20 protein-coding genes and 1 riboswitch are annotated in these 24,969 nt (G+C 69.1%); of the genes, 15 read left to right on the top strand and 5 right to left on the bottom strand.

Going from position 1 to position 24,969, the window contains the following annotated elements; translation table 11 throughout:
• The first annotated feature begins 8 nt into the window (after positions 1-8).
• From BFN33_RS29980 to BFN33_RS29965, 4 genes are all read left to right on the top strand, one after another.
• On the top strand, positions 9-3,116 hold the full coding sequence (locus BFN33_RS29980) for an efflux RND transporter permease subunit (RefSeq protein WP_069763255.1): 3,108 nt from the start codon (positions 9-11) through the stop codon (positions 3,114-3,116).
• 163 nt (positions 3,117-3,279) lie between these two features.
• Positions 3,280-3,702: a YciI family protein gene (locus BFN33_RS29975; protein WP_069763254.1), complete on the top strand. Its 423-nt coding sequence runs from the start codon at positions 3,280-3,282 to the stop codon at positions 3,700-3,702.
• Entirely contained in the window at positions 3,695-4,840 is a 1,146-nt protein-coding gene (locus tag BFN33_RS29970) for an RNA polymerase sigma factor (RefSeq protein ID WP_069763253.1), read from the top strand. Before BFN33_RS29975 ends, BFN33_RS29970 begins: the two co-directional genes overlap by 8 nt.
• 93 nt (positions 4,841-4,933) lie before the next feature.
• The gene (locus tag BFN33_RS29965; RefSeq protein WP_069763252.1) at positions 4,934-7,165 is read left to right on the top strand and encodes a PQQ-binding-like beta-propeller repeat protein; all 2,232 of its coding nucleotides are present in this window, start codon (positions 4,934-4,936) and stop codon (positions 7,163-7,165) included.
• A gap of 18 nt (positions 7,166-7,183) precedes the next feature.
• On the opposite strand, the gene nadA is transcribed toward BFN33_RS29965, so the two are convergent.
• Positions 7,184-8,368: a quinolinate synthase NadA gene (gene nadA / locus BFN33_RS29960; protein WP_069763300.1), complete on the bottom strand. Its 1,185-nt coding sequence runs from the start codon at positions 8,366-8,368 to the stop codon at positions 7,184-7,186.
• A 269-nt stretch (positions 8,369-8,637) separates the two neighbouring features.
• On the opposite strand from nadA, the gene BFN33_RS29955 reads away from it, so the two are divergent.
• Positions 8,638-8,994, top strand: a complete 357-nt coding sequence (locus tag BFN33_RS29955) for an iron-sulfur cluster assembly accessory protein (protein ID WP_020137379.1) — start codon at positions 8,638-8,640, stop codon at positions 8,992-8,994.
• Positions 8,995-9,074: 80 nt separating this feature from the next.
• Here the strand turns inward: BFN33_RS29955 and BFN33_RS29950 are convergent, their stop codons facing one another.
• Positions 9,075-11,111, bottom strand: coding sequence for a hypothetical protein (locus tag BFN33_RS29950; protein WP_370743325.1), 2,037 nt, complete (start codon positions 11,109-11,111; stop codon positions 9,075-9,077).
• Positions 11,112-11,275: 164 nt separating this feature from the next.
• On the bottom strand, positions 11,276-11,485 hold the full coding sequence (locus tag BFN33_RS29945; protein ID WP_069763251.1) for a hypothetical protein: 210 nt from the start codon (positions 11,483-11,485) through the stop codon (positions 11,276-11,278).
• 152 nt (positions 11,486-11,637) lie between these two features.
• On the opposite strand from BFN33_RS29945, the gene BFN33_RS29940 reads away from it, so the two are divergent.
• Positions 11,638-12,612 carry a carbohydrate kinase family protein gene (locus tag BFN33_RS29940; protein ID WP_069763250.1) on the top strand — a complete coding sequence of 325 codons (975 nt, stop codon included), beginning with the start codon at positions 11,638-11,640 and terminating at the stop codon, positions 12,610-12,612.
• An 18-nt stretch (positions 12,613-12,630) separates the two neighbouring features.
• Here the strand turns inward: BFN33_RS29940 and BFN33_RS29935 are convergent, their stop codons facing one another.
• Positions 12,631-13,992: a cysteine desulfurase/sulfurtransferase TusA family protein gene (locus tag BFN33_RS29935; RefSeq protein WP_069763249.1), complete on the bottom strand. Its 1,362-nt coding sequence runs from the start codon at positions 13,990-13,992 to the stop codon at positions 12,631-12,633.
• Between the two features lie 269 nt (positions 13,993-14,261).
• Here BFN33_RS29935 and coxB point away from each other — a divergent pair, with 269 nt between their 5' ends.
• The 4 genes from coxB to BFN33_RS29915 all read left to right on the top strand — a co-directional run bounded on the left by coxB (position 14,262) and on the right by BFN33_RS29915 (position 18,752).
• Positions 14,262-15,227 (top strand): cytochrome c oxidase subunit II, encoded by a 966-nt coding sequence (gene coxB / locus BFN33_RS29930; RefSeq protein WP_062037760.1) that lies wholly within the window; start codon positions 14,262-14,264, stop codon positions 15,225-15,227.
• A complete protein-coding gene (ctaD, locus tag BFN33_RS29925) occupies positions 15,224-16,966 on the top strand; it encodes a cytochrome c oxidase subunit I (RefSeq protein ID WP_069763248.1) in 1,743 nt (580 codons plus the stop codon). The genes coxB and ctaD overlap by 4 nt, the downstream gene beginning before the upstream one ends.
• The gene (locus BFN33_RS29920; protein WP_069763247.1) at positions 16,963-17,361 is read left to right on the top strand and encodes a cytochrome c oxidase subunit 4; all 399 of its coding nucleotides are present in this window, start codon (positions 16,963-16,965) and stop codon (positions 17,359-17,361) included. The genes ctaD and BFN33_RS29920 overlap by 4 nt, the downstream gene beginning before the upstream one ends.
• A gap of 131 nt (positions 17,362-17,492) precedes the next feature.
• Positions 17,493-18,752 (top strand): Ig-like domain-containing protein, encoded by a 1,260-nt coding sequence (locus BFN33_RS29915; RefSeq protein ID WP_069763246.1) that lies wholly within the window; start codon positions 17,493-17,495, stop codon positions 18,750-18,752.
• Positions 18,753-18,771: 19 nt separating this feature from the next.
• On the opposite strand, the gene BFN33_RS29910 is transcribed toward BFN33_RS29915, so the two are convergent.
• Complete coding sequence (locus BFN33_RS29910) at positions 18,772-19,173, bottom strand: response regulator transcription factor (RefSeq protein WP_057611786.1); 402 nt, start codon at positions 19,171-19,173, stop codon at positions 18,772-18,774.
• 145 nt (positions 19,174-19,318) lie between these two features.
• Here BFN33_RS29910 and BFN33_RS29905 point away from each other — a divergent pair, with 145 nt between their 5' ends.
• The 5 genes from BFN33_RS29905 (at position 19,319) to trpD (ending at position 24,687) form a co-directional block, all read left to right on the top strand.
• The gene (locus BFN33_RS29905) at positions 19,319-19,939 is read left to right on the top strand and encodes a heme-copper oxidase subunit III (RefSeq protein ID WP_069763245.1); all 621 of its coding nucleotides are present in this window, start codon (positions 19,319-19,321) and stop codon (positions 19,937-19,939) included.
• Positions 19,940-19,999: 60 nt separating this feature from the next.
• The gene (locus tag BFN33_RS29900; protein WP_069763244.1) at positions 20,000-20,809 is read left to right on the top strand and encodes a c-type cytochrome; all 810 of its coding nucleotides are present in this window, start codon (positions 20,000-20,002) and stop codon (positions 20,807-20,809) included.
• Complete coding sequence (locus BFN33_RS29895; protein ID WP_069763243.1) at positions 20,806-21,861, top strand: ubiquinol-cytochrome c reductase iron-sulfur subunit; 1,056 nt, start codon at positions 20,806-20,808, stop codon at positions 21,859-21,861. The genes BFN33_RS29900 and BFN33_RS29895 overlap by 4 nt, the downstream gene beginning before the upstream one ends.
• Positions 21,858-23,504 carry a cytochrome bc complex cytochrome b subunit gene (locus BFN33_RS29890; protein WP_069763242.1) on the top strand — a complete coding sequence of 549 codons (1,647 nt, stop codon included), beginning with the start codon at positions 21,858-21,860 and terminating at the stop codon, positions 23,502-23,504. The genes BFN33_RS29895 and BFN33_RS29890 overlap by 4 nt, the downstream gene beginning before the upstream one ends.
• Positions 23,505-23,622: 118 nt before the next feature.
• A complete protein-coding gene (gene trpD, locus BFN33_RS29885; protein WP_069763241.1) occupies positions 23,623-24,687 on the top strand; it encodes an anthranilate phosphoribosyltransferase in 1,065 nt (354 codons plus the stop codon).
• A gap of 71 nt (positions 24,688-24,758) precedes the next feature.
• Positions 24,759-24,875, top strand: a riboswitch (SAM riboswitch).
• Positions 24,876-24,969 lie beyond the last annotated feature (94 nt).

Genomic DNA, 24,969 nt, shown 5'->3' with positions numbered 1-24,969 from the left:
CCTGACCCATGTCCTGGCTGTCCAGATTCAGCCTCGCGCAACGGGCCCTGATAGGCCTGATGTCCCTCATCGCGATCGCGTTCGGCGCGATCGCGATCCCGCAGCTGAAGCAGCAACTCCTGCCCACCATCGAACTGCCGATGGTGTCGGTGATCGCGCCCTACCAGGGTGCCGCACCCGACGTCGTCGAGAAGCAGGTCGTCGAGCCCATCGAGAACAACCTCGAAGCCGTCGACGGCATCTCCGGCGTCACCTCCACGGCGAGCGAGGGCAACGCCGTCATCATGGCGTCCTTCGACTACGGCAACGACACCAAGCAGCTCGTCGCCGACGTCCAGCTCGCCGTCAACCGGGCCCGACTGCCCGACGACGTGGACCCGCAGGTGGTCGCCGGTTCGACGGACGACATGCCGACCGTCGTCCTCGCCGTCACCTCGGACAAGGACCAGCAGGCCCTCGCGGACCAGCTGGACCGCACCGTCGTACCGGATCTGAAGAACATCGACGGCGTGGGCCAGGTCACCGTCAGCGGTGTGCGCGACCTCCAGGTCTCCGTCACCCCGGACGACCGGAAACTGGCGACGGCGGGCCTGACCGCCCAGTCCCTCGCGCAGGCCCTCCAGGCGGGCGGCGCGACCCTCCCGGCCGGCTCCTTCGACGAGGCCGGCGCCAACCGGACCGTCCAGGTGGGCGGCGGCTTCACGTCGTTGGAGCAGATCCAGAACCTCATGGTGAAGGGTTCGGGCGAGCCGGTCCGGCTGGCCGACGTGGCCACCGTGCGGCAGGAGCAGGCCCCGGCCGACTCCATCACCCGCACCGACGGCAGGCCCAGCCTCTCCGTCGCGGTCACCATGGACCACGACGGCAGCGCGGTCGCCATCTCGGACGCGGTCCGGGACAAGCTGTCCGACCTGCGCGGGGACCTCGGTTCCGGCGCCACGGTCACCGTCGTCAGCGACCAGGGCCCGGCGGTCTCGAAGGCCATCTCGGGCCTGACCACCGAGGGCGCGCTGGGCCTGCTCTTCGCGGTCCTGGTGATCCTGGTCTTCCTGGCGTCGGTCCGCTCGACGCTGGTGACGGCGGTCAGCATCCCGCTCTCCGTGGTCCTGGCCCTGATCGTCCTGTGGACCCGCGACCTCTCCCTCAACATGCTGACGCTGGGCGCGCTCACCATCGCGATCGGCCGGGTCGTCGACGACTCCATCGTCGTACTGGAGAACATCAAGCGGCACCTCGGCTACGGCGAGGAACGGCACTCGGCGATCCTCGGCGCCGTCCGCGAGGTGGCCGGAGCGGTCACGTCCTCGACCCTGACCACGGTCGCCGTGTTCCTCCCGATCGGCCTGGTCGGCGGCATGGTGGGCGCGCTGTTCGGCGCGTTCAGCCTGACCGTGACCGCGGCCCTGCTGGCGTCGCTCCTGGTCTCGCTGACGGTCGTCCCGGTCCTGTCGTACTGGTTCCTGCGCGCCCCGAAGGGCACCCCCGAGGACGCCGACGAGGCACGCCGGATCGCGGAGGAGAAGGAGGCGCGGAGCAGGCTTCAGCGCCTCTACGTCCCCGTCCTGCGGTTCGCCACGAGGCGCCGTCTGACGAGCGTGCTGCTGGCGGTCGTGATCCTGATCGGCACCTTCGGCATGGCCCCGCTCCTCAAGACGAACCTCTTCGACCAGGGAGAGCAGGAAGTCCTCACCGTCAAGCAGGAGTTGAAGCCCGGCACCAGCCTGGCGGCGACCGACGCCCAGGCGAGGAAGGTCGAGAAGCTGCTCGCCGGCACGAAGGGCGTCAAGGACTACCAGGTCACCATCGGCTCCTCCGGCTTCATGGCGGCATTCGGCGGCGGCACGGACACCAACCAGGCGTCCTACCAGGTGATGCTGGACGACTCGGCGCAGTACGACCGGGTCCAGGACGACATCGAGGCCGGCCTGAGGAAGCTCGACGGCATCGGCACGACGACCGTCGCCGCCGGTGACGGCTTCGGCAGCCAGGACCTCAGCGTGGTCGTGAAGGCGGCCGACGCGGGCGTCCTGCGTGCGGCGTCCGAGCAGGTGCGCAAGACGGTGGCCGGCCTGGACGACGTCACGGACGTGACCAGCGACCTGGCGCAGAGCGTGCCGCGCATCTCGGTGAAGGCGAACGACAAGGCCGCGGCGGCGGGCTTCGACGACCAGACGCTGGGCGCCGCGGTGACCCAGGCGGTCAAGGGCACGACGGCCGCGCAGGCGACTCTGGACGACACCGAGCGGGACGTCGTCATCAAGTCGGCGAAGCCGGCCGTGACCCTGGACCAGCTGCGGAACCTGCGGCTCGGCCCGGTGAAGCTGGGCGACATCGCCACCGTGAAGCTGGTGGACGGCCCGGTGTCGATGACGAGGATCGACGGTCAGCGGGCCGCCACGATCACCGCCAAGCCGACCGGCGACAACACCGGCGCGGTCAGCGCGGACCTCACGTCCAGGCTCGACGCCCTGAAGCTTCCCAAGGGCGCCACGGCCGAGATCGGCGGCGTCACCTCGGACCAGGACTCGGCGTTCAAGAACCTGGGTCTGGCGATGCTGGCGGCGATCGCGATCGTCTTCATGCTCCTGGTGGCGACCTTCCGCTCGCTGGCACAGCCGCTGATCCTCCTGGTCTCGATCCCCTTCGCGGCAACGGGCGCGATCGGCCTCCTCATCGCCACCGGCACCCCGATGGGCGTCCCGGCGATGATCGGCATGCTGATGCTCATCGGCATCGTGGTGACGAACGCGATCGTGCTGATCGACCTGATCAACCAGTACCGCAAGCAGGGATACGGCGTCGTCGAAGCCGTGGTGGAGGGTGGCCGGCACCGGCTGCGTCCCATCCTGATGACGGCCCTGGCCACGATCTTCGCCCTCCTCCCGATGGCGTTGGGCGTCACGGGCGAGGGCGGCTTCATCGCCCAGCCGCTCGCGGTGGTCGTGATCGGCGGCCTGATCACCTCGACCCTGCTGACCCTCCTTCTGGTGCCGACGCTCTACACCATGCTGGAGCTGCGCAAGGAGCGCCGCGCGAAGAAGCGGGCCGCGAAGAAGGACGGGCCCGCGTCCCAGCCGGCCCCGGCAGCCGAGGAACCGGAACCGGCCGGCGTGTGACACCCGCCGGGCACGAGCCCCCGCAGCGTCGGCTGCGGGGGCTCCCGCCGTTTACGAGAGCCGGAAAAACAATCCCCGCGACGATGTCGAGAACCCGCGCCCCGCTCCGTCCCCGTGGTGAGAGCGGCCAGAATGGGCCGCAACAGGACCCAGGAGAGACATCATGGCCAAGTACCTGCTGCTCAAGCACTACCGTGGCGCCCCCGCTCCGGCCAACGACGTCCCCATGGAGCAGTGGACGCCGGAGGAGATCTCGGCGCACATGCAGTACATGCGGGACTTCGCGGAAGGGCTGGAGAAGACCGGAGAGTACGTCGACGGGCAGGCGCTCGCTCCCGAGGGGACGTGGGTGCGTTACGACGGCGAGGGCCGCCCGCCTGTCACCGACGGGCCGTTCGCCGAGACCAAGGACCTCATCGCCGGGTGGATGGTCATCGACGTCGACAGCTACGAGCGGGCCGTCGAACTGGCCGGGGAACTGTCGGCCGCCCCCGGCGCCGGCGGGAAGCCGATCCACGAGTGGCTGGAGCTGCGCCCGTTCTACGCGGCGTCGCCCACCGACCCGGAGTGCCACCCCGGTGGATGAGGCGCTGCTCAGAAGCCTCACGCCGAGCGTGCTCGCCGTCCTCGTCCGCCGCGGAGCCGACTTCGCGGCGGCCGAGGACGCCGTCCAGGACGCGCTCGTCGAGGCCGTCCGGGTCTGGCCGGCCGACCCGCCGCGGGACGCCAAGGGCTGGCTGGTCACCGTGGCCTGGCGCAAGTTCCTCGACGCGACCCGCTCGGACACCGCTCGCCGCCGGCGTGAGGACCGTATCGAGGAGGAACCGGCGCCAGGACCCGCGCCCGCCGTGGACGACACGCTCCAGCTCTACTTCCTGTGCGCCCACCCCTCGCTCACCCCGTCCTCCGCCGTCGCCCTCACCCTGCGCGCCGTCGGAGGACTCACCACCCGCCAGATCGCCCAGGCCTACCTCGTGCCCGAGGCGACCATGGCGCAGCGCATCAGCCGGGCCAAGCGCACCGTCTCCGGCGTCCGCTTCGACCAGCCCGGCGACGTGGCCACCGTGCTGCGCGTCCTCTACCTGGTCTTCAACGAGGGCTACTCCGGCGACGTCGACCTCGCCGCCGAGGCCATCCGGCTCACCCGGCAGCTCGCCGCCGCCATCGACCACCCCGAGGTCGCGGGGCTGCTCGCCCTCATGCTGCTGCACCACGCCCGTCGCGCCTCGCGCACCGCCCCCGACGGCAGCCTGGTGCCGCTGGCCGAGCAGGACCGCACCCGCTGGGACACCGCGGCGATCGCCGAGGGCGTCCGGATCCTGCAGAGCGCCCTCGCCCGCGACCGGCTGGGCGAGTTCCAGGCACAGGCCGCGATCGCCGCCCTGCACGCCGACGCGCCCACCGCCGAGGAGACCGACTGGGTGCAGATCGTCGAGTGGTACGACGAACTCGCCCGCCTCACCGACAACTCCGTCGTCCGCCTCAACCGCGCGGTCGCCGTGGGCGAGGCGGACGGCCCCCGCGCGGGCCTGGCCGCCCTGGCCGCGGTCGAGGACTCGCTGCCCCGCCACACCGCGGCCGCCGCCTATCTCCACGAACGCGCCGGCGACCCGACGACCGCGGCCCGCCTGTACGCCGAGGCCGCCCACAAGGCCCCCAACCTCGCCGAACGCGACTACCTGACCCGCCAGGCGGCCCGGCTCAACTCCCGTACCCGGCACTGACGGAGCGACGCGGGACCTTCATGAGGCGAGGCCTGGCACCCCGTTACCTATGCTGGGTGCTCGCAGTGCCGCACGGGGGAAGGGGACGCGAGCGTGCAGTTGAACAAGGACGACCCGAAATCGGTCGGCGGGTACAAGCTGGTCGACCGGCTCGGGTCCGGGGGAATGGGCATCGTCTACCGGGGCAGATCCCGCTCCGGGCGCGAGGTCGCGGTGAAGGTCGTGCACGCCCAGTACGCCGAGGATCCCGTCTTCCGCACCCGCTTCCGCCAGGAGATAGAGGCCGTCCGCAAGGTGAGCGGCGCCTTCACCGCACCGGTGGTGGACGCCGATCCGGAGGCGGCTCGGCCGTGGATGGCGACCCAGTACGTCCCCGGCCGCTCGCTCGCCGACCGGATCTCGGAACTCGGCCCACTGCGGGAGACCGAACTGCGGCGCCTGGCACTGGGGTTGGTGGAGGCCCTGCGGGACATCCACCGGGCCGGTGTCGTGCACCGCGACCTCAAGCCCGCCAACGTCCTGATGGCCGACGACGGCCCCCGAGTCATCGACTTCGGCATCTCCCGGGCGGCGGAGAACAACCCCCTGACCGAGACCGGCCAGATGATCGGCACTCCGCCCTTCATGTCCCCGGAACAGCTCACCGACGCCCGCACCGTCGGCCCGGCCTCCGACGTCTTCGCGCTCGGCGCGCTGCTGGTGTACACCCTCACGGGCCGGGGGCCGTTCGACGCGGACAGCCCCTACCTCACGGCGTACCAGGTGGTGCACGACGAACCCGTCCTGGACGGCGTACCACCGCACCTGCGCACCGTCCTGCGGAGCTGCCTGGCCAAGAAGGCCGCGGACCGTCTCCAACTGGACGACGTGGCTCGGGAGTTGGCGAGGGTGCTGCCCGAGGAGGCGACGGACGGCCCGCAGACGGTGACGCTGTCCGGGGATCTGCCGGACCCTTCCGAGACCGGGGCCCCGGACCCGAGGTCGGCCACGTCGCCGGGCCGCCGAGGCCGGCTGCGCCCGCTGTGGGCGGCGACCGCCACGATCGGCGTGGTGGCGCTCGGTCTGACGGCGTATCTGCTGACCGGACCGGGACGGACGGGTGGCGACGACGGGGAGGGCGGCGGCACGGCCGGCGCGCAGACCGCCGTCTCCCGCTGGACGGCGTTGCCCAGCGGCTGGCAGCCCTGGCAGACGACGGTGTACGCCGACGCCGAGCGGGGCCTGAAGAAGGGGATCACCCTCCTGGAGGGAGGGTTCGACAGCGGCCCGGAGTGCCAGATGCACGAGGGCTCCGTCTACTGCGCGGGCAAAACGGTTCTGCCCATGCGCCTCGACGGCGTCACCGGACGGGTCGACTGGCGCGCCGACGGGGTGCCGTCCGTCATGAGGAAGAGGTCGTACGTCTTCTCGCTCCTCGGGGTCGCGGACGACGTCATGCTGGTCGAGCAGCACTACCAACCCGAGGGCGGGGATCTCGTGATCTCGGTCATCGCCCTCGACACCGGGACAGGGGAACGGCTGTGGCGCCGCACGGTGGACTCCGCGTCGAGCCACCCGTACCTCTCGGGCGACCTCCTGCTCGTCCCGGACATGGAGCGCGGATCGGTGACCGCACGTTCGGCGCGCACCGGCGCCGAGCGCTGGAAGGCGCCTCTTCCGCCGGGGATGCAGTGCGACCCAGCGCGCGTGAACGAGGGCCTCTACCTGGACTGCGGACCCGCCAAGACGGCCGGCAAGGACACGCTGGTCCTGGGTTTCGACCGCTCCGACGGCTCGGTGCGGCGCCTGACGGTGCCCCGTCAGGCGATTCTCGTCGGCACGTACGACGGCCGCCTGCTCTACCTCGAGGCGGGGCACCTGGCCTCCGAGGACAAGGGACCCTTCTCCCGGATCCGGCTGGTGAACCCGGACACCGGTGCCGCCACGACCACGGAACTGGCGAAGGAGGTCGAGGGCACCGTGACGACGGCGGACGGCACCCTGTGGTTCACCGGCACCTCGGGCCAGGTGACCGCGGTGTCGGTCCGCACCGGCAAGCAGCTGTGGCAGACCCCGACGAGCCTGGAGCAGCCGAGCGGTGTGATCCCCGCCCCGCGCGCCCGCGTGGTCTATCTGTCCAGCGCCAGCGGCCGGGTCGCGGCCCTGGACGCCAAGAAGGGCACGCTGCTGTGGGAGTCCTTGCCGCGTGCCAAGTGGGTGAACGACCTGAACGAGCGGCTGCCCGAGGTGCTGCTCCACGAGGGCGCCCTGGTCGTCACCACCCAGGCAGGCGACATCTTCACCCTCGACCCCGCCCACCCCGAGCGGACCTCCGCATCGGGGTGAGCGCTTCTCGTGGCGGTGCTACGGCAGCGCCAGCATCCGCTCCAGCGCCAGCTTCGCGAACGCCTCCGTCTCCTTGTCGACCTCGATCCGGTTGACGAGCTTGCCCTCGGCCAGCGACTCCAGGGTCCAGACCAGGTGGGGCAGGTCGATGCGGTTCATGGTCGAGCAGAAGCAGACCGTCTTGTCCAGGAAGACGATCTCCTTGCCCTCGGGGGCGAAACGGTTGGCGAGCCGTCGTACGAGGTTGAGCTCCGTGCCGATGGCCCACTTCGAGCCGGCCGGGGCCGCCTCCAGCGCCTTGATGATGTACTCGGTCGAGCCGACGTAGTCCGCCGCGGCCACGACCTCGTGCTTGCACTCGGGGTGCACGAGGACGTTCACACCGGGGATCCGGGCGCGGACGTCCTCCACCGACTCCAGCGAGAAGCGGCCGTGCACCGAGCAGTGGCCGCGCCACAGGATCATCTTCGCGTCCCGCAGCTGCTCGGCGGTCAGGCCGCCGTTCGGCTTGTGCGGGTTATAGAGGACGCAGTCCTCCAGCGTCATCCCCATGTCCCGCACCGCGGTGTTGCGGCCGAGGTGCTGGTCGGGCAGGAACAGGACCTTGTCGCCCTGCTCGAAGGCCCACTCGAGAGCCTTCTTGGCGTTGGACGACGTGCAGATGGTGCCGCCGTGCTTGCCCGTGAACGCCTTGATGTCCGCCGAGGAGTTCATGTACGACACGGGCACGACCTGCTCGGCTATGCCGGCCTCGGTGAGCACGTCCCAGCACTCGGCGACCTGCTCGGCCGTCGCCATGTCGGCCATGGAGCAGCCGGCGGCGAGGTCGGGGAGGACCACCTTCTGGTCGTCGGACGTGAGGATGTCCGCCGACTCGGCCATGAAGTGCACACCGCAGAACACGATGTACTCGGCCTCCGGGCGCGCGGCCGCGTCCCGGGCCAGCTTGAAGGAGTCGCCCGTGACGTCGGCGAACTGGATGACCTCGTCACGCTGGTAGTGGTGGCCGAGGACGAACACCTTGTCGCCGAGTTTCTCCTTGGCGGCACGGGCGCGCTCGACCAGGTCCGGGTCGGAGGGCGAGGGCAGGTCGCCGGGACACTCGACGCCCCGCTCGCTCCTCGGGTCGGCCTCGCGGCCGAGCAGCAACAGGGCGAGCGGAGTCGGCTGTACGTCGAGCTCCGTGGTCTGGGCGGTGGTCACGACACGCACCCTTTCTACTTTTCGTCGAACTGACGTTATCTATCATAACCCGGTTCATGTCACTTTGACGATGCCTATAACGTCGATGTGACGTGAATCCCGGTCCTCCCGAGGAGGGGTGGTTCTCGGGCCGCTGTTCGCTTCGCCGCGGGTGTGCGAGCATGAAGAGGACAGGCGAAAAGACAAGTTGCTCGGCCCGGAATGAATCCGCGGCCCCGGCGGTTGCAATCGTCGGTAAGCAGTCTCCGTACAACCCGGGAGAGATGTAGATGTCCGTATCGGACGAGACCGGCACCGTCACCGACGGCATCATCCTGTCCGACGCCGCCGCGGCGAAGGTCAAGGCCCTGCTCGACCAGGAAGGCCGTGACGACCTGGCCCTGCGCGTCGCCGTTCAGCCCGGCGGCTGCTCCGGCCTGCGTTACCAGCTCTTCTTCGACGAGCGTTCCCTCGACGGGGACGTCGTCAAGGACTTCGGTGGCGTCAAGGTCGTCACCGACCGTATGAGCGCCCCGTACCTGGGCGGCGCGTCCATCGACTTCGTGGACACCATCGAGAAGCAGGGCTTCACGATCGACAACCCGAACGCGACCGGCTCCTGCGCCTGCGGCGACTCCTTCAGCTAAGCCTGGGGTTCGACCAAGGCTCGAGCGACAGAAGGCGGCGGCCCCTTCCGAGGGGCCGCCGCCTTCGCGTGTCTCCAGGGCTACCGGGCCCCGGATGTCTCCGGCAGCCGTGCCCCCGCCTTCTTCAGCGGGATCTCCTTGCCGTCCGAGCCCACGACCTTGCGGTCACCGAGCGGCTCGTCGAGCGGCACGGTCTTCTGGATCTCCTTGGCGATCATGATGCAGACCTTGTCCGGCCACGGCGTATAGGTCACCTTGGCCGTCACCTCGCCCGAGGTCTCGCTCGCCGTCGCCGCATAGTCCCCGCACACCCCGCCCGTGAAGCTCAGGGTCAGCTCGTCGCCCTCGGCCGAGTAGCCGTCCACCTTGACGTCCCGCGTCTTCGGCGCCGAGGTCGGCTGGTCCGAGGGTGCCGTGGGTGTGGCGGGTGACGTGGGCGTCGCCGTCGCCGGGGAAGCGATGTACGTCGGGTCGACCGCCGGATACGTCACCGTGAAGGCGTCCTTCGCACCCGTCGCCCGCACCTCGAACAGCCAGGACGGCACGAGCGCCGGCCGGCCGGCCACGAGCTGCGAGGCCAGCCCGAACGCCGCCTTCTCGACGGTGAGCGTGTTCTTGGCGGGGCTCGCCGTCGACTCCCCGCAGGGTGCCTCCAGCCGGTCCTTCAGCGGTACGGGGCTGGCGCAGCCGCCGATCCCCATGCGGTGGTCGGTCGCGGGCACCTTGTTCAGCAGGCCCAGCGTCTTCTCGGCGCTCAGCACGGGATACGTGTCGCTCTTCACCGGCGCCTTCAGTCGGCCGGTGCCGCCGACCACTTCACCCTGGCCGTTCACGGTGACGCCGGTCGTCCAGCCGTACGTGGGCAGCCCGCCCACGACCGGATCGGCGTTCACGACCCGCTGGGCGCCCATGACCTGGCTCGCCTCGAGCTTCGCGCCGTCCTGGCCCGCCGCCTTCAGTACCGGCGCGGCGGCCTTCTCCGCGACCGCCACGCTCACCGGAGGACCGGTGGGGGTCTGCTCCGCCCCGCACACGGTGGCGCTGCCGCAGTTGTCGGTGGCGGGGGAGTAGCGCTGGAAGGTCCACGCGCCCGGTGCCTGCCGGTTCACCTGGAGACTGGGTCCCGAAGCGTCCTTGGCCCCGACCCGCCAGACCTGCCCCTGCGCCACCGGCGTCCCGTCGACCCCGAGCGCCTCGGCGAGCCGCACCACGTCGCGCTCGGTGACCTGCCCCTGCGTCCGGTAGACCGGCGCCGAGCCGGGCCCCTTTGGCAGACTGCCGTCGACGCGGTACGTCGCGCCGTACGGATTCGGCTCCCCGGGTGCGATCCCGTTCCCTGCCCCACCGGTCCCGCCGTAACCGTCGAGCGCGAGGGGCGGGGGAGTGTCGTCCCCCGACGCGCCGGAGGCCGTGCCGTCGCCGGACCCTCCGGAAGCACTGGCGGCGAGGTACGCCCCACCGCCTCCGACCAGCAGGACGGCTGCGGCGACGGCGGCGATGACGGCGGGGGAGCGGTGCCGACCGGAACGGGGGACGCCGGGGCCGGAGAGGGCGGCGACGTCGGGAACGTGATCGTGGTCGGAAGCCGTGTCCGGGCCCTCGGGTTCATCGGCACCGGCAGCGGCGTCGGGTGCCGGGAGCTTGCCAAGGCCGGAGCGGGTGGGGGCCGACGAGCCGTGGCCATCGGCAGGAGCCAGTGGCGTGTCGGCGTCGGCGTCGGCATGAGCGCCGGGGGCCGCGAGGCCGTCCGGCTCGTCGGAGTCGGAGTCGGAGTCCGAGTCGGCGTCGGAGTCGACAGCGGCGTCGGCATCGGCTCCGGCCGCCGTGCCGGAGGCCGGAGAGTCGTCCGCCGCTCCCTCCGCCTGGTCCGCCGAGCCTCCAACGGCACCGGCTTCCTCGGCGCCCTCCGCTCCACCGTCCTGCTCGGCCCCCGCGTGACTCCCCTCCTCGGAAGGCGTTACGGCGGGGCTCGCCTCGTCGCCGGGAACGTCGGAACCCCGCGTCTCCTCGGCACTGCTCACTGCCTCGGCGCCGAGCGCCCCCGCACGGCGCGCTTCCGCAGAGCTCCCGTCCCCGCCGCCGGAGGCCTCGTCGTTGTCGGGTCGCTCGGTGTTCACCGCATCGCTCCTTCTGCTGCGCAACTGTCCCTCGACCCTGACCCGACCCTGTCAAAAAGGTCGGCAAACGGGTCGTATGCCGCATCCCCTTTCCGGGGGACGGCGATGGGACGCAGCGGGGGAGCGCGCGGTTCCCTCGAACGCGCCGACGCGAGCGCCCTGCCTCAGTCGCCGTACTCCGACATCGCCTCCAGCACCCTGGCGGAACCCTCGGGCACCGTCACACCGTGGATGAGTGAGGGAGAAACCGGAAGGGAGACGATCCGGTCGGGAACGGCCCAGTGCGGAGCCATCCGGGCGCAGTCACCGAGCAGCGACGCGAGGCCCCCGTCCAGGTCGGTCGGGGCGGAGACGTACAGCTCAAGGTTGGTCATGACGGCACCGTATGCACGCCCGGGCCCGCGAAGAAAGATCTACTATCGGGTAGTTTTACCTGCTTCACCGCGCCGTCGGCCGCCTCGCAGTACCCCATACGGACCCGATAGCGTGAACCGTCAATACACCCTCCACCCAGGAGAGCCACGCCGTGCGCATCGCAGTCACCGGCTCCATCGCCACCGACCACCTCATGACCTTCCCCGGCCGCTTCGCCGACCAGTTCGTCGCGGACCAACTGCACACGGTCTCGCTCTCCTTCCTGGTCGACAACCTCGACGTACGCAGGGGAGGCGTCGGCGCGAACATCGCCTTCGGGATGGGCCAGCTCGGCACCAACCCGATCCTCGTCGGCGCCGCGGGCTTCGACTTCGACGAGTACCGCGCCTGGCTGGACCGGCACGGCGTCGACACCGCGTCCGTCCGCATCTCCGAGACGCTGCACACCGCCCGCTTCGTGTGCACCACCGACGCCGACCACAACCAGATCGGCTCCTTCTACACGGGCGCGATGAGCGAGGCCCGCCAGATCGAGCTCAAGACGGTGGCCGACCGGGTTGACGGCCTCGACCTCGTCCTCATCGGTGCCGACGACCCCGAGGCGATGCTCCGCCACACCGAGGAGTGCCGGTCGCGTGGCATCCCCTTCGCCGCGGACTTCTCCCAGCAGATCGCCCGGATGAACGGCGACGAGATCCGGATACTGCTGGACGGCGCCACGTACCTCTTCTCCAACGAGTACGAGAAGGGGCTCATCGAGTCCAAGACGGGCTGGTCCGACGCGGAGATCCTGGCGAAGGTGGGCCACCGGGTCACCACGCTCGGCGCGCAGGGCGTGCGGATCGACAAGGCGGGCGAGGAGCCGATCGTCGTCGGCTGCGCGGAGGAGGAGCGCAAGGCGGACCCCACGGGGGTCGGCGACGCGTTCCGTGCCGGGTTCCTGTCGGGGCTGGCCTGGGGAGTCCCGCTGGAGCGGGCGGCTCAGGTGGGCTGCATGCTGGCGACGCTCGTCATCGAGACCGTGGGGACGCAGGAGTACCGGCTGCGGCGGGGGAACTTCATGGAGCGGTTCACCAAGGCGTACGGCGACGAGGCCGCGGCGGAGGTCCAGGGGCACCTGGTCTGACTCGCGCCCCTGGCAGCATCACCTGATCCGGCGGATCACATATGCCGTTCCTGATTCCGCCGGTTCCTCTCCCACGTACTCCTGCTCCCGCATCTCGCACCAGGCGGGGATGTCCAGGCGGGCCGCCTCGTCGTCCGACAGGACCCGGACGGTCCCGCCCACCGGCACGTCTCCGATGACCTTCGCCAGTTCGATGACCGGGATCGGGCACCGCTTGCCGAGGGCGTCCACCACCAGGGCGTCTCCGTGCACGGCGGTCGTCGGCGTCGGGGCTCCCAACTTCTCCCGTACCGCCGTCACCGCTCCCGGCAGCACCTCCAGGAACCGGTCGACCTCCTCGGAGACCGCCCCGAACGGCAGCGAAATCCGCACATTGCCCTCACTCAGCACCCCCATCGCCTTCAAGACATGGCTCGGCGTCAGCGTGCTGCTCGTGCAGGACGAACCGGAGGAGACGGAGAAACCGGCGCGATCCAACTCGTGCAGCAGGGTCTCCCCGTCGACATAGAGACAGGAGAAGGTGACGATCCCCGGCAGCCGGTGCTCCGGATCCCCGACCACCTCCACATCGGCGACCAGCTGAGGCACCCGGGCCCGGATCCGCGCCGTCAGCTCCCGCAGCCGTACGGCCTCTTGCGCGGCCTCGGCCCGCACCGCCCGCAGCGAGGCCGCCGCCGCGACGACGGCCGGCAGGTTCTCGAACCCCGGCGCCCGCCCCGACTCCCGCTCGTCGGTCGGTCCCTGGGGTGAGAAGCGGACACCTTTTCTCACGGCGAGCAGGCCGACGCCCGACGGGCCGCCCCACTTGTGCGCGCTGGCGGTCAACAGCGACCACTCACCCCCGACCGGCCCCCACCCGAGCGACTGCGCCGCGTCCACCAGCAACGGCACCCCGGCCCGACGGCACACGGCGGCCACCTCGGCCACCGGCTGCACGGTGCCCACCTCATGGTTCGCCGACTGGAGACACGCCAGCGCGGTGTCGAGGCGAAGAGCTTCGACGTACGACTGCGGGCTCACCGCACCCGTACGGCTGACCGGAACCTCGGTCACCTCGAACGGCTCCGCCGAATGCAGTACCGAGGAGTGTTCGACGGCTGACACGATCAGGTGACGTCCGATCCGCCGTCGCCCGGCCAACGCCCCCGCGATCCCGTCGTGCACGGCCCGCGTCCCGGAGGACGTGAAGGTCAGTTCGTCAGGCCGGCACCCCACGGCCTCGGCAGCGGCCTCCCGAGCGGCGTCCAGCAACATCCGGGCCCGCCGCCCCTCCCGGTACAACCGGGAGGGATCAGCCCACCCTTCATCCAAAGAGGCCAACAGCGCCTGACGGGCAACAGGGTGAAGGGGCGCACTGGAGGCAGCGTCGAAATATGACACACAGCCACGCTAACCCCAGGAGCGCGGGGCTGTATCCGACAGCGGCTCCGCCGCGGGGCGCGATAAGCCACAAACAACCCGCAGCCGCCAATCCAGCGAACCAACCCACCCACTAGGCCACCCCTCCCGCTGAACCCCCGGAGAGCGTCGGCTAGGGTTTGGTCCGCATAAACATCCAAACCCCTGCCCGACGCAGGGCGGCGACCGACCACCGAGTAAGGGCAGGCCGCAGCCAATCCGCGCGGGCGAGACTCTCGGGAAGGCGCTACGTGAGTCCCAACGGCTCCGACCGCTCGCCGCGGCGCCCGATGCGGCGGAAGCTGCTGCAGGCAATGATTGCGGGCCTGGTCCTGGCGACCGCCACCGGTTGCTCGTACAACTGGGAAGACTTCCCCCGCCTTGGTATGCCCACCCCGACCACGGAAGAGGCTCCGCGGATCCTCTCCCTGTGGCAGGGCTCCTGGGCTGCCGCGCTGGCCACCGGTGTGCTGGTGTGGGGCCTGATCCTGTGGAGCGCGATCTTCCACCGGCGCAGCCGTACCAAGGTCGAGGTTCCTCCGCAGACCCGGTACAACATGCCGATCGAGGCGCTGTACACGGTCGTTCCGCTCGTCATCGTCTCGGTCCTCTTCTACTTCACGGCCCGCGACGAGTCGAAGCTCCTCAGCCTCAAGGATGAGCCCGACGTCACCGTCAACGTCGTCGGCTACCAGTGGAGCTGGGCCTTCAACTACATCGAGCCCGTCGCGGGTTCCACGGGCGACGCGAAGACCGACAAGAACCTGGACGCGATTCCGACCCGGTTCAAGAACGACTTCCCGGCGAACGCCGGCGGTGTCTACGACTTCGGTACGCCCGCCACGAGGAACCCGCAGACCGGCAACCCCGGCCCGACCCTCTGGCTCCCCAAGGGCAAGAAGGTCCGCTTCGTCCTCACCTCGCGTGACGTCATCCACTCCTTCTGGGTGGTGCCGTTCCTCATGAAGCAGGACGTCATCCCGGGCCACACCAACGCCTTCGAGGTGACCCCCAACAAGGAGGGCACCTTCCTCGGCAAGTGCGCCGAGCTGTGCGGCGTCGACCACTCCCGGATGCTGTTCAACGTGAAGGTCGTCTCTCCCGAGCGCTACGAGCAGCACCTCAAGGACCTCGCGAAGAAGGGGCAGACCGGTTACGTTCCCGCGGGCATCGAGCAGACCGCCCACGAGAAGGACCGGGAGACGACGAACCTGTGAGCATCCTCAACGAACCCCAGGGTGCCGCCGAAGCGGGGTCCCACTACGCGGACGAACTTCCGGTCCGGCGCCAGAACCGCGGCAGCGTGGTCATCAAGTGGCTCACCACCACTGACCACAAGACGATCGGCACGATGTACCTGGCCACGTCGTTCGCGTTCTTCCTCATCGGCGGCGTGATGGCGCTCTTCATGCGCGCCGAGCTGGCCCGGCCGGGTCTGCAGATCATGTCGAACGAGCAGTTCAACCAGGCGTTCACGATGCACGGCACGATCATGCTGCTGATGTTCGCGACGCCGCTGTTCGCCGGCTTCACCAACTGGATCATGCCGCTGCAGATCGGCGCGCCCGACGTGGCGTTCCCGCGGCTGAACATGTTCGCCTACTGGCTGTACCTGTTCGGCTCGACGATCGCGGTCGGTGGCTTCCTCACCCCCTCGGGCGCGGCCGACTTCGGCTGGTTCGCCTACTCCCCGCTCTCCGACGCCGTCCGCTCGCCGGGCATCGGCGCCGACCTGTGGATCATGGGTCTGGCCTTCTCCGGCTTCGGCACGATCCTCGGTGCGGTCAACTTCATCACCACGATCATCTGCATGCGCGCGCCCGGCATGACCATGTTCCGCATGCCGATCTTCGTGTGGAACGTGCTGCTGACCGCGGTGCTGGTCCTGCTCGCCTTCCCCGTCCTCGCCGCCGCGCTGTTCGCGCTGGAGGCGGATCGGAAATTCGGGGCACACGTCTTCGATGCCGCGAACGGAGGAGCGTTGCTGTGGCAACACCTCTTCTGGTTCTTCGGCCATCCAGAGGTGTACATCATCGCCCTGCCGTTCTTCGGCATCATCTCCGAGGTCATCCCGGTCTTCTCCCGCAAGCCGATGTTCGGCTACATGGGTCTGATCGCGGCGACCATCGCGATCGCGGGTCTGTCCGTGACGGTGTGGGCGCACCACATGTACGTCACCGGCGGTGTGCTGCTCCCGTTCTTCTCCTTCATGACGTTCCTCATCGCCGTACCGACGGGCGTGAAGTTCTTCAACTGGATCGGAACGATGTGGAAGGGGTCGTTGTCCTTCGAGACACCGATGCTCTGGGCCACCGGCTTCCTGATCACCTTCACCTTCGGTGGTCTGACCGGTGTCATCCTGGCCTCGCCCCCGCTGGACTTCCACGTCTCGGACTCGTACTTCGTGGTGGCGCACTTCCACTACGTCGTCTTCGGCACCGTCGTCTTCGCGATGTTCTCCGGCTTCCACTTCTGGTGGCCGAAGTTCACCGGCAAGATGCTCGACGAGCGCCTCGGCAAGATCACGTTCTGGACGCTGTTCATCGGCTTCCACGGCACCTTCCTGGTCCAGCACTGGCTGGGCGCCGAGGGCATGCCGCGTCGTTACGCCGACTACCTGGCGGCCGACGGCTTCACCGCCCTGAACACGATCTCGACGATCAGCTCCTTCGTGCTCGGCCTGTCGATCCTGCCGTTCCTCTACAACGTGTGGAAGACGGCCAAGTACGGCAAGCCGGTCGGCGTCGACGACCCGTGGGGCTACGGCCGCTCGCTCGAATGGGCGACCTCCTGCCCGCCGCCGCGCCACAACTTCCTCACCCTGCCGCGGATCCGCAGCGAATCCCCGGCGTTCGACCTGCACCACCCCGAGATCGCCGCTCTCGACCAGCTCGAGAACTCCGGTCACGGTGAGAAGGCTCTGGCCGGCAACGGCGGCAAGGAGGCCGGCAAGTGAAGATCCAGGGACGGATGTTCATCTGGCTGAGCGTCTTCATCCTCGTCATGGCGATCGTCTATGGCGTGTGGTCGAAGGAGCCGGCCGGTACCACGGCGCTCTTCCTGGCCTTCGGGCTGTCCATCATGATCGGCTTCTACCTGGGCTTCACGGCCAGGCGGGTGGACGCCGGCGCGCAGGACAACAAGGAGGCCGACGTCGCGGACGACGCCGGCGAGGTCGGGTTCTTCAGCCCGCACAGCTGGCAGCCGCTCGCCCTCGGCTTCGGCGGCGCCCTCGCCTTCCTGTCGGTCGCGATCGGCTGGTGGCTGATGTACTTCTCGGTGCCGGTGATCCTGATCGGCCTGTACGGCTGGGTCTTCGAGTACTACCGCGGTGAGAACCGCACGCAGTAGCACGAGCGCAGCTCAGCAGGAGCCCGGACTCTCCGTCAGGAGGGTCCGGGCTCCTGCTTCTGCCGTAATCCTTGTCCCTCGTACGAGTCACCCAGCGCGCCGTTCTTGACGGGGCTTCCTAGCGTGAAGTCATGAACCACGCACCGCGTACCCGCATCCTCGTGAGCTGCACGCTGCTGGTGATCGCCCTCGGCGCGAGCGCCGCCGCCTGCGGGTCCGACGGGAACCCGCTGGCGGCCACACCGTTCGACGCGGCGGACCAGATCTCCTTCAACGCGCCCACCGGCGACGGCAAGAAGGCCGACCCGGACAAGCCGCTCGAGGTCACCGCCGACGAAGACGACGGCCGCATCACCGACGTCACGGCCACGGACGCCACAGGCCGCTATCTGGCGGGCGAACTCTCCGCCGACGGCACCCGCTGGCGCAGCACCTCCCCGCTGGCCGCAAACGCCCACTACACCGTCCGGGTGAGCACCGAGGACGAGGACGGGGCACCGGGCCGCAAGGTCCTCGACTTCGACACCAGCAAGCCGCTGGGCAAGACGCGTCTGAAGGTCACCTTCGGCCCCAAGTCGGGCACGTACGGCGTCGGCCAGCCCGTCACCGCCAAGCTGGACAGACCCGTCAAGGACAAGGCTCAGCGGGCCGTCATAGAGCGCGCCCTCAGGGTCGACTCCACGCCCGCCGTACCGGGCGCCTGGCACTGGGTGGACGACAAGGAACTGCACTACCGGCCCAAGGAGTACTGGCCGGCGCACGCCACGATCCAGGTCCGCAGCGAGCTGGAGGGCATCAAGATCGGCGACCGGCTCTGGGGCGGCAAGGCGAAGCCCCTGAAGCTGACCACCGGGGACCGCATCATCGCCGTGACGGACGCCTCGTCACACTCGATGACGGTCTACAAGAACGACGAGGTCATCAACGAGCTCCCGGTCACCACCGGCAAGCCCGGCTTCGAGACCCGCAACGGCGTCAAGGTCGTGCTGGGCAAGGAGTACTTCGTACGTATGCGCGGCACCAGTATCGGGATCGCCGAGGGGTCCTCGGACTCGTACGACCTCCCGGTCTACTACGCCACCCGCGTCACCTGGAGCGGTGAGTACGTCCACGCCGCCCCCTGGTCGGTCGGCTCCCAGGGCTACGCCAACGTCAGCCACGGCTGCACCGGCATGAGCACGTCCAATGCCGAGTGGTTCTTCAACACCGTCCACGAGGGCGACGTGGTCCAGGTCGTCAACTCGGACGGCAACACCATGGAGCCGTTCGGCAACGGCTTCGGCGACTGGAACCTGGACTGGACGAAATGGCGCGACGGCAGCGCCCTGGTGGCCGGCACCCCGGACACCCGCCCCGACCAGACGGCAAGGCTGAGGCCACAGAGCATCTAGAGGGCCGTGGGGGCGGCTCTCAGGCGCTCAGGGCCTTCCGGTCCCGCAGCAGGGAAGCCAGCGCCGAGGCGAACTCCACCGGATCCACCGGATGGGTCACCGCGGCCTCCGCCCGGCTCCACGTCGCCAGCCACGCATCCTGCGGCCGCCCGATCAGCAGCAGCACCGGCGGGCAGTCGAACACCTCGTCCTTGATCTGCCGGCAGAGCCCCATGCCCCCCATCGGCACGGCCTCCCCGTCCAGCACACAGACGTCGATCCCGCCCTTGTCCAGCTCCTTGAGCACCGCCGCAGGCGTGGCGCACTCCAGGAACTCGACCAACGGGACGTCGGGAGCCGGTCGACGGCCCGCCGCGAGCCGTACCTGCTCGCGGGTGTTGGAATCGTCGCTGTAGACCAGCACCGTGGCGGTCGGCTGCATTGTTCCTCCGTGACGTCAGCGTCGTAAGGACAGGCCCGTTGGGCCGGATGCTACTCCCTTGAACACCACGTCAACACCGGTATGGAACAGGGAGACACTCCGAACGGCACCCCCCGGGGTGAGGGCGGGATAAGCGACCGACATAATGTCGGTCGTGGCGACAGCAACGACAGAGACAACCGGGCACGCGCACCCGTCGGTCAACCGACCGAACCTCACCAGCGTCGGAACCATCATCTGGTTGAGTTCCGAGCTGATGTTCTTCGCGGCCCTCTTCGCGATGTACTTCACCCTGCGATCGGTGACGGGTCCTGATCACTGGAAAGAGATGGCGCACGCCCTGAACGTTCCGTTCTCGGCGACGAACACCACGATCCTGGTGCTCTCCTCCCTCACCTGCCAGCTCGGCGTCTTCGCTGCCGAGCGAGGTGACGTGAAGAAGCTCCGGGGCTGGTTCATGATCACCTTCATCATGGGTGCCATCTTCATCGGCGGTCAGATCTACGAGTACACCGAGCTGGTGAAGAAGGACGGGATCTCCCTCTCGTCCGATCCGTACGGGTCGGTCTTCTACCTGACCACCGGCTTCCACGGTCTGCACGTGACAGGCGGCCTCATCGCCTTCCTGTTCGTCCTCGGCCGTACGTACGCGGCGAAGCGGTTCACCCACGAACAGGCGACCGCGGCCATCGTCGTGTCCTACTACTGGCACTTCGTCGATGTCGTCTGGATCGGCCTCTTCGCCACGATCTATCTGATCAAGTAGCCGGGCCCGCTCCCGACATCGCAGACATCGACGCAGAAGATCCTGACACCGGGGTAATCCGTGAAAAAGCTCTCCGCACGACGACGCCACCCGCTGGCGGCGCTCGTCGTCCTACTCCTCGCGCTGGCATGCACCGGGGGGCTGTACGCCGTGTTCGCACCCGCGAGCAAGGCGCAGGCAGATGAAACCGCCCAGTCCCTGGCCATCGACGAGGGCAAGAAGCTCTTCGCCGTAGGCTGCGCCAGTTGCCACGGCACCGGCGGTCAGGGGTCCTCCGACGGTCCGAGCCTCGTGGGCGTGGGCGCCGCGGCCGTCGACTTCCAGGTCGGCACCGGCCGTATGCCGGCCCAGCAGCCGGGCGCGCAGATCCCGCGCAAGAAGGTCGTCTACACGCAGGCCGAGATCGACCAGCTGGCCGCGTACATCTCCTCGCTGGGCGCAGGTCCGAGCATCCCGACCAAGGCGCAGTACGGCCCCGACGGTGCCGACATCGCCAAGGGCGGCGAACTGTTCCGTGACAACTGCACGCAGTGCCACAACTTCACCGGCAAGGGTGGCGCGCTGACGCACGGCAAGTACGCGCCGAGCCTCGAGGGTGTCGACCCGAAGCACATCTACGAGGCCATGCAGACCGGCCCGCAGAACATGCCGTCGTTCCCCGACACCACGCTGTCGGAGCAGAACAAGAAGGACATCATCGCGTACCTGAACGCGGTCAACGGCGACGACACCGTGAGCCCCGGCGGCCTTGAGCTGGGCGGTCTCGGCCCGGTCTCCGAAGGCCTGTTCGCCTGGATCTTCGGCCTCGGCGCGCTGATCGCGGTCGCCGTCTGGGTCGCCGCTCGGACCGCAAAGGCCAAGAAGTCATGAGTAGCCAAGACATTCCAGAAGAGAACCTGCCCGCAGAGCAGGACGCGCACGGCGCGGTAGGTGTCGCGGACGAGAAGAACCCCTTCGCGGACCCCGGCCTCCCGCCCCACGAGCACCGGGTGCAGGACATCGACGAGCGGGCCGCCAGGCGGTCCGAGCGCACGGTGGCCATGCTCTTCACGGTGTCGATGCTGGCCACCGTCGGGTTCATCGCCTCGTACGTGGGCATCCCCCACGACAAGTCGATCTTCGTCTTCCCGATCGGGCACATCAACGCGCTGAACTTCGCGCTGGGCCTGACCCTCGGTCTCGCCCTCTTCTCGATCGGCGCGGGTGCGGTCCACTGGGCCCGCACCCTGATGTCCGACGAGGAGATCGCCGACGAGCGCCACCCGATCGAGGCGCCCCCCGAGGTCCGCGCGAAGGTCCACGCGGACTTCAAGCAGGGCGCCAAGGAGTCGGCGCTCGGCCGTCGCAAGCTGATCCGCAACACGATGTTCGGCGCGCTGGCCCTGTTCCCGCTCTCCGGCGTCATGCTGCTGCGCGACCTCGGCCCGCTGCCCGGCACCAAGCTGCGCCACACCCTGTGGTCCAAGGGCAAGCTGCTCGTCAACATGAACACCAACGAACCGCTGCGTGCCTCCGACGTCGCGGTCGGCTCGCTGACCTTCGCCAAGCCCGAGGGCCTGGAGGAGCACGACGAGGAGTTCCAGACCGAGATCGCCAAGGCCGCCCTGATGATCGTCCGCATCCAGCCGGACAACATCAAGGACAAGCGCGAACTCGAGTGGTCGCACGAGGGGATCGTCGCGTACTCAAAGATCTGCACCCACGTGGGTTGCCCGATCTCCCTGTACGAGCAGCAGACGCACCACGTGCTCTGCCCCTGCCACCAGTCCACCTTCGACCTCTCCGACGGTGCCCGGGTGATCTTCGGCCCCGCCGGTCACGCCCTGCCGCAGCTGCGCATCGGCGTGAACGACCAGGGTTACCTCGAAGCGCTCGGCGACTTCGAGGAGCCCGTCGGTCCTGCATTCTGGGAGCGCGGATGAGCACAAACGAGAGCACCGCGGCCAACGGGGCGCGGCGCGACAAGGCAGCCCCGGCCGGCGAGCGCGTCGCCGACTGGGCCGACGGCCGGCTGGGGATCTACTCCCTGGCCAAGTCCAACATGCGCAAGATCTTCCCCGACCACTGGTCGTTCATGTTGGGTGAGGTCTGCCTCTACAGCTTCATCATCATCATCCTCACGGGTGTGTACCTGACGCTGTTCTTCCACCCGTCGATGAACGAGGTGGAGTACCACGGCAGCTACGTCCCGCTGCAGGGCCAGCTGATGTCCGAGGCGTTCAACTCGACCATGCACATCTCCTTCGATGTGCGCGGTGGTCTGCTGATCCGGCAGATCCACCACTGGGCGGCGCTGATCTTCCTCGCGGGCATGTTCGTGCACATGATGCGCGTGTTCTTCACGGGCGCGTTCCGCAAGCCGCGTGAGGTCAACTGGCTGTTCGGCTTCCTGCTGTTCGTCCTGGGCATGTTCACCGGCTTCACCGGCTACTCGCTCCCGGACGACCTGCTCTCCGGCACCGGTGTCCGCTTCATGGAGGGCGCGATCCTGTCCGTGCCGATCGTCGGCACGTACCTGTCGTTCTTCCTCTTCGGCGGCGAGTTCCCGGGCGGCGACTTCGTGGCCCGCTTCTACTCGATCCACGTGCTGCTGCTGCCGGGCATCATGCTCGGCCTGGTCGTCGGCCACCTGATCCTGGTCTTCTACCACAAGCACACGCAGTTCGCGGGCCCCGGAAAGACGAACAACAACGTCGTCGGCATGCCGCTGCTGCCGGTCTACATGGCCAAGGCCGGAGGCTTCTTCTTCCTGGTCTTCGGTGTCATCGCGGCCATCGCGGCCATCGCCTCGATCAACCCGATCTGGTCGATGGGCCCCTACCGTCCCGACCAGGTGTCCACGGGCGCCCAGCCGGACTGGTACATGGGCTTCTCCGAGGGTCTGATCCGTGTGATGCCGGGCTGGGAGATCAACTTCTGGGGTCACACGCTCGTTCTGGGTGTGTTCATCCCGCTGGTGATCTTCCCGCTGGTCCTGGTCGCGATCGCGGTCTACCCGTTCATCGAGTCCTGGGTCACCGGCGACAGGCGCGAGCACCACATCCTGGACCGCCCGCGCAACGCGCCGACGCGTACCGCCTTCGGCGTCGCGTGGATCACCTGGTACATGGTGCTGCTGATCGGTGGTGGAAACGACCTGTGGGCCACCCACTTCCACCTGTCGATCAACGCCATCACCTGGTTCGTCCGGGTCGCGTTCTTCGTCGCCCCGGTCCTCGCGTTCATCGCCACCAAGCGGATCTGCCTCGGCCTCCAGCGCCGCGACAAGGACAAGGTGCTGCACGGCCGCGAGTCCGGCATCATCAAGCGCCTGCCGCACGGTGAGTTCATCGAGGTGCACGAGCCGCTCAGCCAGGAGCAGCTGCACACGCTCACGGCGCACGATCAGTACGAGCCGGCCGCGATCGGTGCCACGGTCGACGAGAACGGCGTCGAGCGCAAGGTGAAGGGCTCCGAGAAGCTGCGCGCCAAGCTGAGCGAGGCGTACTACGGCGAGGAGTCCCAGATCCCCAAGCCCACCGTCGAGGAGTACAAGGAGATCACGAGCGGCCACGGCCACCACTGATCGCTGCGCTCGCCACGCGCGATGAAGGGCCCCGTCCGAACGCCGGACGGGGCCCTTTGCCGTGCCCCGGGCTGGATAGGGTGGGAACACCTTGTTCTACGACATCTGGAGCGGCCCCATGAGCGCTGTGACCCCCGCTGGAGGCGACACCGCGGCGGGCCGTTCCTGGCCCGCTCTCCTCAACGGCCTGCTGGAGGGCCGTGACCTGTCCGCCGACGACACCGCGTGGGCGATGGACCTGATCATGCGCGGTGAGGCCACGGACGCGCAGATCGCCGGGTTCGCGGTGGCGCTGCGCGCCAAGGGCGAGACCGTCCAGGAGATCACCGGCCTTGTCCGGACGATGTACGAGCACGCGAACGTCATCGAGGTGCCGGGCCGGACCGTCGACATCGTCGGCACGGGCGGCGACGGGGCGAAGACGGTCAACATCTCCACGATGTCCTCGATCGTCATCGCCGGCACCGGCGCGAAGGTCGTCAAGCACGGCAACCGGGCCGCCTCCTCCGCGTCCGGCGCCTCGGACGTCCTGGAGAAGCTCGGCGTCAATCTGGAGCTGACACCGAAGCGGGTGGCCGAGGTGGCCGAGGAGGCCGGGATCACCTTCTGCTTCGCGATCAAGTTCCATCCGGCGCTGCGTCATGTGGCCGCCGCACGAGGGCAGTTGGGGATCCGGACCACCTTCAACGCGCTCGGTCCGCTGACCAACCCGGCCAAGGTGAAGGCACAGGCCGTGGGCGTCGCCGACCCCCGCCTGGCGCCGCTCATCGCCGGCGTCCTGGCCGAGCGGGGCAACTCCTCCCTCGTCTTCCGCGGCGACGACGGCTTCGACGAGCTGACCACGACGTCCACGTCCCGGGTGTGGGTCGTGCGCGACGGCAAGGTCACCGAGGAGAGCTTCGACCCGCGGGACGTCGGCATCGAGCTGGTCCCGGTGGAGGCACTGCGGGGCGCGGACCCGTCGTACAACGCGGAGGTCGCGCGGCGGCTGCTGGACGGCGAGACGGGCCCGGTACGGGACGCCGTACTGCTGAACTCGGCGGCGGCGCTGGTGGCGCTGGACCCGGGTCCGGGGACGCTGGCCGAGCAGATCGGCGCCGCCATGACGAGGGCCGCCGAGTCGATCGACTCCGGGTCCGCCAAGCGCACGCTGGAACGCTGGGTGGCCGCGAGCCACGCCTAGCCGGCATCGCGGTCCCGTCATCCGGACACGGGTTGCGGGACCGCGATCACTTCACGTACGTTTTTGCACCAGGTCATGAGTGACAGTCATGAGGCCCCGGCCGACTGTCCGGCAACCCTCCGTCCGTGGCGGGGTGCCCCGGGTGAAGACCAGGCCGTAGGCAGCGAGGTCTACGGCAAGCGCGGGCCCCTCTCGAAACCAGGGGTCCTGGTCATTCGAGGGAGTCTTCCGTGAGCAAGCGAATGCGATAGGGCGCCGAGCCCCGCCTCCGCACACCCATCT

It is taken from the genome of Streptomyces sp. LUP47B (genome assembly GCF_001746295.1).
Taxonomy (GTDB): domain Bacteria; phylum Actinomycetota; class Actinomycetes; order Streptomycetales; family Streptomycetaceae; genus Streptomyces.
Note: the sequence above shows the minus strand (reverse complement) of the source record. Positions and strands in the feature narration are given on the sequence as shown.